The 13,452-nt window shown below is 38.7% G+C and carries 12 protein-coding genes; 3 read left to right on the top strand and 9 right to left on the bottom strand.

Features of this window, described 5'->3' with window-relative positions:
- Positions 1–126 precede the first annotated feature (126 nt).
- The gene (locus AACQ49_RS02635; protein ID WP_004246852.1) at positions 127–969 is read right to left on the bottom strand and encodes a 23S rRNA (adenine(2030)-N(6))-methyltransferase RlmJ; all 843 of its coding nucleotides are present in this window, start codon (positions 967–969) and stop codon (positions 127–129) included.
- Between the two features lie 180 nt (positions 970–1,149).
- Here AACQ49_RS02635 and AACQ49_RS02630 point away from each other — a divergent pair, with 180 nt between their 5' ends.
- The 3 genes from AACQ49_RS02630 (at position 1,150) to AACQ49_RS02620 (ending at position 3,127) form a co-directional block, all read left to right on the top strand.
- Positions 1,150–1,542: a DUF1090 domain-containing protein gene (locus AACQ49_RS02630; RefSeq protein WP_004246851.1), complete on the top strand. Its 393-nt coding sequence runs from the start codon at positions 1,150–1,152 to the stop codon at positions 1,540–1,542.
- A gap of 276 nt (positions 1,543–1,818) precedes the next feature.
- Positions 1,819–2,841 carry an inner membrane protein YhjD gene (yhjD, locus tag AACQ49_RS02625; protein ID WP_004246850.1) on the top strand — a complete coding sequence of 341 codons (1,023 nt, stop codon included), beginning with the start codon at positions 1,819–1,821 and terminating at the stop codon, positions 2,839–2,841.
- A gap of 79 nt (positions 2,842–2,920) precedes the next feature.
- Entirely contained in the window at positions 2,921–3,127 is a 207-nt protein-coding gene (locus tag AACQ49_RS02620; RefSeq protein ID WP_004246849.1) for a 2-hydroxymuconate tautomerase family protein, read from the top strand.
- Between the two features lie 92 nt (positions 3,128–3,219).
- Here AACQ49_RS02620 and AACQ49_RS02615 read toward each other — a convergent pair whose 3' ends face one another.
- The 8 genes from AACQ49_RS02615 to dppA form a co-directional block, all read right to left on the bottom strand.
- Positions 3,220–4,692: an insulinase family protein gene (locus tag AACQ49_RS02615; protein WP_237612796.1), complete on the bottom strand. Its 1,473-nt coding sequence runs from the start codon at positions 4,690–4,692 to the stop codon at positions 3,220–3,222.
- A gap of 212 nt (positions 4,693–4,904) precedes the next feature.
- Positions 4,905–5,615, bottom strand: a complete 711-nt coding sequence (locus tag AACQ49_RS02610; RefSeq protein WP_004246847.1) for a HAMP domain-containing protein — start codon at positions 5,613–5,615, stop codon at positions 4,905–4,907.
- 232 nt (positions 5,616–5,847) lie between these two features.
- The gene (locus AACQ49_RS02605; RefSeq protein WP_161778878.1) at positions 5,848–7,542 is read right to left on the bottom strand and encodes a two-partner secretion domain-containing protein; all 1,695 of its coding nucleotides are present in this window, start codon (positions 7,540–7,542) and stop codon (positions 5,848–5,850) included.
- 126 nt (positions 7,543–7,668) lie between these two features.
- Positions 7,669–8,670, bottom strand: a complete 1,002-nt coding sequence (gene dppF, locus AACQ49_RS02600; protein ID WP_036895743.1) for a dipeptide ABC transporter ATP-binding subunit DppF — start codon at positions 8,668–8,670, stop codon at positions 7,669–7,671.
- On the bottom strand, positions 8,663–9,646 hold the full coding sequence (gene dppD / locus AACQ49_RS02595) for a dipeptide ABC transporter ATP-binding protein (protein WP_004250066.1): 984 nt from the start codon (positions 9,644–9,646) through the stop codon (positions 8,663–8,665). The genes dppF and dppD overlap by 8 nt, the downstream gene beginning before the upstream one ends.
- Before the next feature lie 12 nt (positions 9,647–9,658).
- On the bottom strand, positions 9,659–10,561 hold the full coding sequence (gene dppC, locus AACQ49_RS02590; protein ID WP_004249100.1) for a dipeptide ABC transporter permease DppC: 903 nt from the start codon (positions 10,559–10,561) through the stop codon (positions 9,659–9,661).
- A 10-nt stretch (positions 10,562–10,571) separates the two neighbouring features.
- Entirely contained in the window at positions 10,572–11,591 is a 1,020-nt protein-coding gene (gene dppB / locus AACQ49_RS02585; RefSeq protein WP_004246841.1) for a dipeptide ABC transporter permease DppB, read from the bottom strand.
- Positions 11,592–11,760: 169 nt separating this feature from the next.
- On the bottom strand, positions 11,761–13,368 hold the full coding sequence (gene dppA / locus AACQ49_RS02580; protein WP_004249098.1) for a dipeptide ABC transporter periplasmic-binding protein DppA: 1,608 nt from the start codon (positions 13,366–13,368) through the stop codon (positions 11,761–11,763).
- Positions 13,369–13,452: the final 84 nt, after the last annotated feature.

The raw sequence follows: 13,452 nt of genomic DNA, 5'->3' as shown, positions 1-13,452 counted from the left end.
TCTGTAGAAAAATAGGTACCTAACAGGCTAATTCTTTCATGTAATAAAGTCTATTATGACAAATTTTATTACTTAGCAGGTTAGGTTTTCGCTTTTACAGTAATAGGTAAAACAGTAATAAATGACTTATTCTGGTACAACCCATTCAACTAATGTGTGTCCAGTACCTTCAGGAACCAAGGTTTTATGTAGCCAAGGCAAGATAGATGCCATTTGTGATGCCAATTTCCAAGGTGGGTTAATAACAATCATACCTGATGCTGTCATACCTAGTTGATCACTATCTGGTTTCACTGCCAACTCAATTTGCAGAATTTTACGAATACCGGTGGCCTCTAGCTCTTTTAGCATCCGTTTAATTTGTTGGCGATGCACAACAGGATACCAAATTGCATAGGTCCCAGTGGCGAAACGTTTATAGCCTTCCACAATGCCTTTAACAACCGCACTATAATCTTGTTTAAGTTCATAAGGTGGATCAATTAAAGCAAACCCACGACGACTGGCGGGAGGGAGTTTTGATTTTAATTGTCCAAAGCCATCTTCCCGACACACTCTCACACGTTTATCGCGAGAAAATTCAGTACGTAATAAAGGGAAATCGGTAGGATGTAATTCAGTTAGCATTAACAGATCTTGCTCACGCAATAATTTAGCAGCCAATAAAGGAGAGCCGGGATAATAACGTAACTCATCAGATGTATTTAACGAACCGACCGCCTCCAAATAAGGCAAGATAAGTTCAGGCACCTCTTCTTGTTGCCATAAGCGTGCAATGCCTTCTAAGTATTCTCCCGTGCGAGTCGCATGTGCATTGGTGAGCTGATAACGTCCAGCGCCAGCATGAGTATCCAAATAAAGAAACGGTTTTTCTTTCTCTTTTAAAGACTCAATAATCAGGGTTTGAACAATATGTTTTAATACATCGGCGTGGTTGCCAGCGTGGAAACTATGACGATAGCTCAGCATTCTTTATCTTCCGTTAGAAATGGGCATAGCAAAGTAATTAACTTACTCTGAAAAGAGTGAATAAGCTAAGTGTATCAGAAAAAGCTGAACTTCTTTATTGAAAGAAAAAGAAACATTGAGTCTTGGCAGGCAGAGGTTATGATAAATCAATATTTAACTTAAGTCAGATAAAGGAATAGAATGAAAAAATATATTTTTACTGCAATTATTCTTAGTTTAACAGCTAGTTATGCATCAGCAGAAACAGCGGTTAATGGTTGTGACATCAAAAAACAGAATATTCAACGACAAATCGACTATGCCAAAATGCATGGTAATCAATATCGAGTACAAGGCTTAGAGCGAGCACTTAATAAAGTAGAACGTTATTGCACTCCAGAAAAGGTTGTTGAAGATACCCGCCTAGAATTACGTGAAAAACAACTGGAAGTGAAAGAGCGTGAATTAGAATTAAAAGAAGCGCAACTTAAGGGAGAGCGCGATAAAATTACTAAAAGAGAAGATAAACTTGCGCAAGCAAAAGCTGAGTTGAAAGCAGCTGAAGAAGAGTTAGAGCTACTCACAAAAAAATAATGCCCCGTAAATTCCCATTATATTAAGCCATATAATGGGAATTATTATTCATTCGAACTACCTGCTAATCATAGGTTTGCTTAGATAAAAAGCGCATAACTGTTAAAAATATCATCATACTTAAGCCAAAGCAGACAACTCTGCTACCCTAATAGATAGCTAATGATAATAAGCATTAAGTTATGTAATAGGCATAACCTTATGCTATTTTTCAATAATCATTATCATAATAGTACTCAATTCTTAAGAATGGACTGATTTAATTAAAGAGGATATATGTCAGAAGAGACACAGAAAAAGGCATCCAATAAAAACACTCAACTGACTCAGCCCATTAAGCATGGGTTAGAAAAAGGGCTTCATGGTGGAAAAAAAGCCATTGGTATTGGTATAAAATTCACTAATTTTGTTACCAACATTCCCTTTATTGCTCACCTTATTCGAGCGGCAGAGCGTTTTACTGACCGAATGGGAAACCAGTTTGGTGCGGCTATCACTTACTTCTCATTTTTATCATTAATTCCTGTACTAATGCTCTCTTTTGCTTGTGCGGGTTTTATTTTAGCTTCAAACCCTGATTTGTTGGCCAAATTAATTACGGGAGTTGCCAATAGTATTGATGATCCAACTTTAGCCTCAACCGTTCAACAAAGTATTGATACTGCGGTTCGTCAACGTACAACCGTAGGTTTAACAGGGTTAGCCATCGCCTTGTATTCTGGTGTTAACTGGGTCGGAAACTTACGCCAAGCCATTTTGGCTCAATCTCGCCCGATATGGGAACGCAACAAAGAAGATCAAGAAAAAATTTACTTTCGTTATTTTCGCGATTTTTTAGCCCTTATCGGTTTACTTGTTGCACTTGTTATCACTATTACACTAACCTCCGTTGCTGGCTCCGCACAAAAATTGATTGTGCATACATTAGGTTTAGATGGTATTGAATGGCTCACACCTGCTTGGACAACCATTGGTTTAACTATCTCTATTAGTGCCAATTATCTGTTATTTTTGTGGATATTGTGGATCTTACCTCGTCACCAACCTAAACGTATCTCATTATTAAAAGGAACGCTTATCGCCGCAATTGGCTTTGAGATCTTAAAGTCGGTGATGACATGGTTATTACCTAGATTAGCCAGTTCACCTTCTGGTGCAGCTTTTGGCTCTGTGATTGGTTTAATGGCTTTCTTCTACTTTTTTGCACGACTAACACTCTTTTGTGCCGCTTGGATTGCAACAGATGGACCTAATATGCGCAAAGAAAAACACAAGAGTGAAACGCAATCTATCACCTAAAATTGTAACCTCACGAGATAGGGTTAATTCCCTGCATTAACCACCTATCAATAATGTAAAACGTAATAAGGAAAAATAAATGCCATACGTTAATATTAAAATTACCCGCGAAGGTGCAACAGCAGAACAAAAAGAACAATTAATTGCTGGGGCAACACAGCTTTTAGTGGATGTGTTAGGCAAAAATCCTGCGACAACTGTCGTCGTTATCGATGAAGTTGATACAGATAACTGGGGGATAGGTGGTAAAACAGTAACCGATTTACGTGCCAGTGCAAAAAAATAAGCTAGCGGTTTAACATATAACGATAAAAAAGCTGAAAATAGCGTTAGGCTATTTCCAGCTTTTATTTATTAAGTTAATGCCGTACTACTTATCTATTTTGTCTGTTGTGCATCTGCCTGCACCGAAGCTTTTTCACCAGTAGTTAACGATGTTTTAGCCGTGTTTGAGCTATTCGCTGTTTCTGGGTGAACTTGCTTTTCAAATTGCACACGCAATTCACCCAAGTTTACCGTTGGCGTCTCGCTACTTTGCGTTAATACAAAAGTGATATCCTCAGATAGAATTCTCGATAACTCTTGATTTAACATCTCTTTCGTTAAACCCGCTAAAAATGCTTGGCGTAAACGCTGATATTGCTCTGGTGGAATATCAATAATATTGCTTTGCTGAGACAATAAACGCTGATTAATTAAGATAGAAGTACTTGTTTTGGCATAACGCGCAAACAATTGAGTGAGTTGAATTTGCTTTTCTTGAAGTAAATCTTGATACAATTCATCACTGACACCTTGATTACGTAATTCGCCAAGCTCTTCCCCCACCCAAGTGGCAAGTGCAGGAATATTTGCCGTTGCTGTATCAACATTTAACGAGCAACTGGCTCGTTGATATTGCACTCGACAATCGATATTCACTTGCGTACTTTCTTTTTCTTTACGCTGTTCGAGACTACGACCTAAGTGCACAAAAATCACTTCACGCGCTAAATCACTTAACCAATAACGGCTCAGTGTGTCAGAATCTTTCACTGGTGACCAATCTAGATCCCAAATAAGAGAGATTTGGTCATTTTTTCGCATGGGTTCTTGCACATACAATGTTTCTGGTTTCATATCGGCAAGAACGGGCACAGGCACAGGTGTCACGCGTTTTCCTTCCAGAGAAGAAAATGCCTGATTAATACTTTCGGTTAAGATACGATTATCAACATTACCGGCAATATATAATGTCATCATATCTGGGGTATACCAACGCTGTTGATAATCTGATAACTCTTTTGTATTTACCGAATGATTAACCGGTTTACCTGGATTATGGCCTTTTAGATTTGAGCCTTCTAGACGTGAACGCCAGATAGGATCATCAATATTAGCGGGAAAAGTCACCACCGGAAGCGGTGATTGAATCGCATTTCGAACCGCATCTTCTGTATATTGTGCCGGTTTTGCTATGCCCGCCAATAATGCAAAGGCATCTTTTAATAATTCAGGCTGGTTATTAGGCAAGCTTAAGTTATAAACCGTAAAGTCATAAGAGACGATCATCGGTGGCAATGGATAATCAGGATCGAATGCATTTTTCCAAAGATTATCGCGTTTTTCTGGTGTTAATCCGGTGTTTTCTAACACATTCAGTTTTGACACCAGAGATGAAAACCCTGTTTCACTGCGCTTTTCTGATAAAGAGCCCGTATTCACTAATAAGCGAATTTGGATCCTATCATTTGGGCGTTGTGGTGTTTGTAAAATTTGCCATTGGAAACCATTTACGAGTCGCCCTTCTTGCCAAGCAGGATCAGGCTGCAGTGCTTCAGCTTGAACCTGACAAATAGCAGCGCTGAACATAACGCTTCCCAATAAAATTCGTGTCATTGCACCCTGCATGTGAACCTCTGTTTTATTAATCCTTGGTATTAAACCACTTATGAGGTTTAACAATAAATGCCGGAAGACATGTTAGATGTAAAATGTCTGTATGTTGCGTTGTCATCTTTATCACCACAGAACGCTAAAATAAAATCACTCACGTGATTAGAGTCATAGTGGTGTAAGAAGGTTCAGATATCTGACTCTTTTTGATCAGATTTTTGTTGATTATATCCTTTAATCAGCAAACCAATCTCATCATCACGATGAGATTCTGAACACGACAACATCGAAACCTGATTACTTTTATTAAGAGTCACAGCAATGTGGCGCAACGGTTTTACCATAATACGATTAATACACCAGCTAATTGCAATAGTGAGGATAAGGCCCATTAATAAATAAGTCGTCAACATCAGTGCGACAGTATTACTCGCAAAACGATAAAAACGGTTAGTATCTGCCTGTAAAATAAGATGACTGGTATAGGCTTTATCGTCAGCGGAGGTAATACCTAAAGGCTGTAAAGGGATAGTCACTTCAACAGGGATGCCAAACAGCCAACGTGAAAATTGAGAAACTGATTTTTTCGGTGCAAAATCTAAGTTCATCACCTGAACATTTTCGGGTTGTGTCACAATCGCTTTACCCAGTATCCCGGTCGTTTTTAAACTAATGATCAGTTGTTTGGCATCATTTAAATCTGAACGCAATAGCGCATCAGCTAGCGGTTGTTGTATACTGACTGCCGCATTAAATAGCTGATTTTGATAATCTTCTCGGCGTTGATCAATCAAATAAACAAGCTGAATACTAATAAAAATAGCAATAGTCACCAACGTGACACCTGCAACAGCTGCCATCTGTTTGATTGTTAGTGAACGTTTGAGATGAGGTTTCATCAGTGCTATTTCCAGTAACCATGCTTGAACAACGGTGATTATACTGTATTTTTTCGATTATGTATCACAATCAATAAAGAAAAAACACACGAAAGCCTGCATCTCTACTTAGGTTAAAATCAATAAAAAGAATTATCTGGCTATAAACTCAAATAGCCAGATAATATTCATCTTTTTTAGATGATAATTTTATTACTCTTTTAATTGTTATTATTAAATATCATCATTTAAATTATTTAGTTTTATGTGGATTAATATCGAAAATAACCTTATCATTCTCCGTTATCTTGCTAGCGAACTTAAATAAGCTATATTCATTAATTAAAGAAGTTTTAAACTGACCCTTAATATTAATTTCATTATCAGCTATCAAATCTATATAAGTTTTGCTTAATCCATCGTCTGAAGGCCTTTCTTTAAATTTAACATCTGTTATATTTATGTTATCTCCATGTGCAAAAATTTGACCAAAACCAAGCATAGATAGTTTATTTAAATTAATATCATTAAGCTTATTTTTATCTAAGCTATTATTGTCGTTACCATCTCCTATCGGGATATTTCGATAACCTAAAAATCTGATACTGCTATTTCTCAGCGCAAATCTACCCGAGTAGTTATTATCTTGATGGGCATTAAATGAGACACCAGAATTTCTGACATAAGAAGTTGTTTTATCAATATCAACATTAATATTTCTCCCATTAAATAAAACTTCGCTATTTATAATAGCTAGTTTACCTTTAAAGTTAATATTGTCACTTTCTATATATTGAAGTGCTGATCCTATTTCTTTACCCTCAGCCTCCAACTTTCTTTTTTCTGCTTGTTTAGCTTCATCGATTTTAAGAACAGCACTCTGGATCTTGTTATATTCTGCTTGCTGTTGATCAGCAACTCTCCTAGCTTCAGTAGCTAGTTCTCTTATTTTCTTTAGTCTATTTTTATGTATATTATGAGGCTCTAACTCCATTATTTTTTCTTCTAATGCCTCTAATTCTAATGCTATTTCAGCTGATTTTTTTGCATCTATTTCAAGAAAATATAACTTCATAGATGCTAACATGAACATTAGATCTACTTCATTATATGCTCTAAATTCATTTTTTTTATTAATAATTCCGAATACTGATTTTTCATTAGCATTAATTTCTTTATTACGAATGATATTGATTTTTTTAGTGATTAGATCCCCATCAAGATTAAAAATGCCACCTTGTAGAGAGAAAAGATCTGTTTTTAATGAACTATTTTCTAAAATAGAGAGACCTTCTTGGTTATCTTTAGATAGCTCTTTTCCTTGGTCACCTTTCCAATCATAATCAACAAAACTAACCGTTTCATAGCCATTGATCACATTAAAAACTGGGATTTTATTTTTACCCAATATATTAATACGATTAGAAAAAACATTGATTGTTTGTTTTTCATTGAAATTATTAACATTCTTTAGATTAACATAACCATCTGATAAGTAAATTTTTTTGCCTGTAATACTATCTAACTTCCCTGAAATTAACATCACCTTATCTGAACCTGAAAATTGACATCCGTAGCAATCAATTCCATTTGGATTGGCGATAATCAATTCTGCATCTTGTCCTAAAACAGAGATTTTACCCTCTAATGAACTCGTTTTTTTTGAAGTCACTTCGTTAAGAATAACTTTTGCTTTTGCCTCGCTATTATCAATATTAACGCCTTCTTTTCCAACATTAAATTGTTCAAAATAGTTAACTGATAAATTCATATCGTTTGCTTTGTTGATAGAAATAGTTTCTGAACCATCTCCATTCTTGCTCACTGTTGTGTTTGCAGATTTTCCTGCATCTACAATAACGTTATTGGCTACTGCACTATTATGTATAAAAGCAAATGAAATAGAGATAACTAGAAGATTTAATGATGGCAATTTTTTATAAAACATAACGTCCCTTTTATTTAGTAAATTTAAAGGGAGACTAAATAATAAGAAACGCTAGTCATATAAAAATAAGAACAACACATAATATCATTGTTCTTATTTTATAAACCAAATTTATCAATCTATTGATTAAAACTCGCCGTGATCTTGCTCTACGGCAAAACAAGCAATCAACTGCCCATGATACTCTTTTAAAGTCGGTTGTAATTGTGTACACATTCCAAATGCGCGCCGACAACGAGCAGCAAAAGCACATCCTGGTGGTGGATTTAACGGACTAGGTAATTCACCCGTTAATTTAATTCTCTCTCGCCTTAATGTCGGTGTTAATCTTGGTGTTGCTGATAATAACGCTTGGGTGTAAGGATGTTGTGGGTTTTCAAATATCTGTGCTTTAGTGCCCTTTTCAACACAGCGCCCTAAATACATCACCACCACTTCATCTGCAATATGTTCAACAACGGAAAGATCATGGGAAATAAAAACATAAGAAAGTCCCATCTCTTGCTGGAGATCCATCATTAAATTAAGCACCTGAGCTCGCACAGAAACGTCTAGGGCAGATACAGGCTCATCAGCAACCACAATATCAGGTTCAAGCATTAAACCACGGGCGATAGCAATACGTTGGCGTTGTCCTCCTGAAAACATATGCGGATAACGACTATAGTGCTCAGCCTTTAAACCTACTTTCGCCATCATAGAAAGTACTTTTTCTTTACGATCTTGTGCACTTAACGTGGTATTAATTAATAGAGGCTCTTCTAATATTTGCCCCACTTTCTTACGTGGATTTAATGATCCATAAGGATTTTGAAAGACAATTTGGATCTTTTGGCGCCGTAATTTTTCCGCTGATTTATCTTTAACTAATAAATTTTGCCCTTGGTATGAAAGCTCTCCTGAGGTTGGTACTTCAATCATCGTTAATAATCGACCTAAAGTAGACTTACCACAGCCAGACTCTCCAACCACGGCTAACGTTTTTCCTCGCTCGAGCTCAAAAGAGACGCCATCTAGTGCCTTAACGGTTTTTTCCTTCGTAAAAAGTCCACCTTTAACGCTGTAATATTTGGCAAGATTAACCGCTTTTAATAAAGGCACTGCAGTATTCGGATTAACATTAGCCATATGTTGGTCTCCCTGTATCATCCAATGGTGTATGACATTTCACTCGATGTTTACCCATCTCTTTCAATTCTGGCTCTATCTGAAAACAAGTATCCTGTGCATAGGGGCAACGAGGATTAAGTAAGCACCCCATCGGTCTATCATAACGTCCCGGAACCACGCCCGGTAATGACTCAAGCCGAGCTTTATCACTCGCAAATTCAGGTAATGCTTTTAATAAAGCTTGCGTATAAGGATGGCGAGGCGCTTTGAAAATTTCTGTTGCGAGGCCTGATTCAACAACTTGCCCTGCATACATCACAATAATGGTATCTGCAGCTTCTGCAACTAATGCCAAATCATGAGTAATTAACACTAACGCCATATTTTCTTGTTTTTGTAATTCAAGTAATAGCTCGATAATTTGCGCTTGAATGGTGACATCAAGAGCAGTAGTTGGCTCATCAGCAATCAATAATTTAGGTTGGCAAGCAATTGCCATCGCAATCATCACCCGTTGGCTCATTCCACCCGACAGTTGATGAGGATAAACATTTAAACGTGATGCGGGATCAGGAATACCCACCAGCGTTAATAGATCAATCGCCCGCTGTTTACGCGTACGATGACTTCCTCCTTGATGAACTTTGAGGGCCTCCATAATTTGATAACCGACCGTAAAACAAGGGTTAAGGCTTGTCATCGGATCTTGAAATATCATGGCAACCTCAGCACCAACCAAATCACGACGTTCAGATTCAGAAATTTGCATCAGATCACGTCCATCAAATTGCAAGGCTTGTGCTGATACTCGACCGGGAAAATCAATAAGCCCCATAATCGCTAATGAACTGACTGATTTCCCTGAGCCTGACTCGCCAACAATGCCCACTACTTGACCTTCTTCTACTTGATAACTGATCCGGTCTACCGCTTTAAACGGAGTATCTTCATCACCAAAGTGAACTGATAATTGATTTATATTTAATAACGCCATGCTCTTACTCCGTTACTGCTTTAATTTTGGATCGAGTGCATCTCGTAGACCGTCACCCATTAAGTTAAAGGCTAAAACCGTCAACAAAATAGCTAACCCCGGAAAAGTCACTACCCACCATGCACTTTGGGTAAATTGCAGTACATCAGATAACATGGTTCCCCATTCTGGTGTCGGTGGCTGTGCGCCCATTCCCAAAAAACCTAAGGCAGCCATATCTAAGATGGCATTAGAAAAACCTAAAGAGGCTTGCACAATTAAAGGAGCAAGGCAGTTAGGCAAGATATTGATAAACATTTGGCGTATAGAGCCTGCTCCCGCAACACGAGACGCCACAACATAATCACGGTTAATTTCTGTTAACACTGCCGCACGCGTCAGTCGAACATAATGAGGTAGGGCAACAAAGGTTAAAGCGATTGAAGCATTAATAATCGAAGGCCCAAAAATAGCCACTAACACTAATGCTAATAAAAGACTGGGTAATGCCAGCATAATATCGACTACGCGCATAATGGCGATATCAACGATGCCACCAAAATAGCCGGCCATTAAACCTAAAATAATGCCTAAAATCAGTGAAAGTATAACGACAATGCAACCAACGAGTAATGAAAGACGCGCACCATACATTAAGCGAGAGAGAATATCCCGCCCAACATCATCAGTGCCTAAAATAAAACTCCAGCTTCCTCCTTCTTGCCATACTGGGGGCGTTAGAAGAAACTCACGAAACTGCTCATTGGGTGCATGAGGCGCTAAAACGCCTGCAAGGGCCGCTATCAACAGCATAATGACAATATAAATTAAGCCAACAACCGCCCCTTTATTTTGTTTGAAATAGTGCCAGAACTCTTGAAAGGGGGTCATTGGCACCGGTGCACTAATGACCGGTGTTACGTTATTTTCAGCCATGATGCACTCCTTATTTCTTATGACGGATACGTGGGTTAACAATGCCATATAGCACATCCACTAATAGATTCACGAAAATGATCATAGTGGCAATGAGCAATACTCCCCCTTGAACAACAGGGTAGTCTCGACGTTGTAGAGCATCAATTAACCAGCGACCTAACCCCGGCCATGAAAAAATAGTTTCTGTCAGTATCGCTCCGGCTAGCATCGTACCAACTTGTAAACCAATCACCGTCACAACAGGTAACATTGCGTTACGTAATGCATGGATCAAAATCACTCGTGCACGACTTAATCCTTTTGCTCTGGCAGTGCGAATATAGTCTTCTCCCAATACTTCCAACATTGCCGAACGCGTCATGCGCACAATAACCGCTAATGGAATAGTCCCAAGCACAATGGCCGGTAAAATAATATGGTGTAGCGCATCAAGAAAATCACCTTCTTCCCCCCAAAAGAGCGTATCAATCAACATAAATCCCGTTAGTGGATAGCTATCATCTAGAAAGACACTATCCGCCAATCGGCCTGATACAGGTGTTAGATCAAGCTTCACTGAAACGAGCATAATCAGCATGATCCCCCACCAGAAGATAGGCATAGAATATCCTGCAAGTGACACACTGATTGCCGTATGATCAAAAATAGAACCTCGTTTTACTGCCGCAAGCACCCCAACGGGAATGCCCACTGAAACAGCAAAAATCATGGCACAAATACCTAACTCTAAGGTTGCTTTAAATCGTGGCAAAAATTCATCCCAGACAGGAATACGACTTTTTAGTGAAATACCTAAATCACCGTGCATAATGCCGTTAAGGTAATTTAAATATTGTTGCCATAGCGGTTTATCTAGTCCTAATTCCGCCATTAAATAAGCGTGACGCTCTGGTGATAATCCACGCTCTCCCGCCATAATCATGACCGGATCACCCGGAATAAGATGGACAAAAATAAAGGTTAATAACGTAATTCCGATAAACGTTGGGATCACGAGCCCCAAACGCTGAAGGATAAATTGCAGCATATCCTAATTCTCTTTTTACACATCAGCTAAAAGATAGCGCTGATAAATCAGGGGAAAGCCCCTGCGCTCACAGTGTACTGAATGTATTGATTATTATTGGATAGCGGTACTTCTCTAAACGCTCAGAGAAGTACCGTGGTAAAGATAACTCAGCTCGTTAATATCACGACTATTTTAGAGAGACATTATTAAAGTGGTGTTTACCTAATGGGTCGACCACATAGTTCTCTACTTTTTTACTGATTGGTTCATATACCGTGGAGTGAGCAATAATCAGTGCTGGCGCTTGGTCATGCATCACCACTTGAGCTTGCTTATATAACTCAACACGCTTATCGTGATCTGCCGTGATCCGCGCAGGCTGGATCAGATCTTCAAACGGCTTATAACACCATTTCGAGTAGTTAGAGCCTTGCTCTTTCGCAGCGCAACTAAACAGTGTGGCAAAAAAGTTATCAGGATCACCGTTATCTCCCGTCCAGCCCATCATCACAGCTTGGTGTTCACCTGATTTAGCACGTTTCAGATATTCACCCCACTCATAACTGACGATCTTGGTTTTCACACCAATTTTTTCCCAGTCAGCTTGTACCATTTCAGCCATACGGCGAGCATTAGGGTTATATGGCCGTTGCACTGGCATCGCCCATAAATCGATAGTAAAGCCATCTGCAAGGCCGGCCTCTTTTAGCAATGCTTTGGCTTTTTCAGGGTTATATTCATAATCGACGATATCATCGTTATAACCCCACATTGTCGGTGGAATAAGATTCTTCGCTTTCTGACCTGCACCTTGATAGACAGCTTCAATAATGGCGTCTTTATTCACCGCCATACTTAATGCTTGGCGTACTTTTTGGTTATCGAGCGGTTTTTTCTCCACATTAAAAGAGATATACCCCACGTTTAATCCGGGTTGTTCCAGTAGCTGGATATCTTTATTTTGTTTCATCTTGGCGATATCAGCAGGATTTGGGTAAGGCATTGCCTGACATTCGTTCTTTTGTAATTTGGCATAACGAACTGAAGCATCTGGCGTAATAGAGAAAACTAAACGATCTATATCAGGTTTTTTCCCCCAATATTTATCATTCGCTTTATAAAGAATACGTGAGTCTTTTTGATATTGTTGCAGTTGGAAAGGTCCCGTACCAATAGGATTGAGATCCACTTTCTCAGGAGTCCCTGCTTTCATCATATTATCTGCATACTCGGCAGAAAGAATAGATGCGAAGTCCATTGCCATATCAGCCAAGAAAGGCGCTTCTGAACGGGTAAGTACAAAACGAACCGTATTGTCATCCACTTTTTCGATCTTCTCGATCATGTTATTCATATCCATCCCAGTGAAATATTCATAACTTCCACCAGAGACTTTATGATAAGGATGATTTGGGTCCATTTGACGCATAAATGTATATATCACATCATCTGCGTTAAATTCACGAGTGGGCTTAAACTCTTTGTTGCTATGCCAACTAACCCCTTTACGTAAATGGAAAGTATACACCTTACCATCATCGCTCACTTCCCAACTTTCAGCTAAGCCGGGAGTAATTTCAGTGGTGCCGAGTTTAAACTCAACTAAGCGATCATAAAGCGGTACTGAGCTTGCGTCATAAGTCGTACCTGAGGTAAATAGTTGGGGGTTAAATCCTTCCGGTGAGCCTTCTGAACAGTACACTAATGTTTTCGCTTGCACACCCGCTGAAATAGCCAAAGCGAGTAAGCCGATTGTAGCGGTTAGCAACCCTGTCTGTTTTTTGGAGCTTCTCATCATTATTCTCCGTCATTATTCTGTTGTGTTTTTTGGTTTCCTGTTTAAAAACGGAATACCTTTTTATTTTGTCATTGTTCAATT

The organism is Proteus sp. G2675, from assembly GCF_963886535.1.
Lineage (GTDB): Bacteria > Pseudomonadota > Gammaproteobacteria > Enterobacterales > Enterobacteriaceae > Proteus > Proteus mirabilis.
Note: the sequence above shows the minus strand (reverse complement) of the source record. Positions and strands in the feature narration are given on the sequence as shown.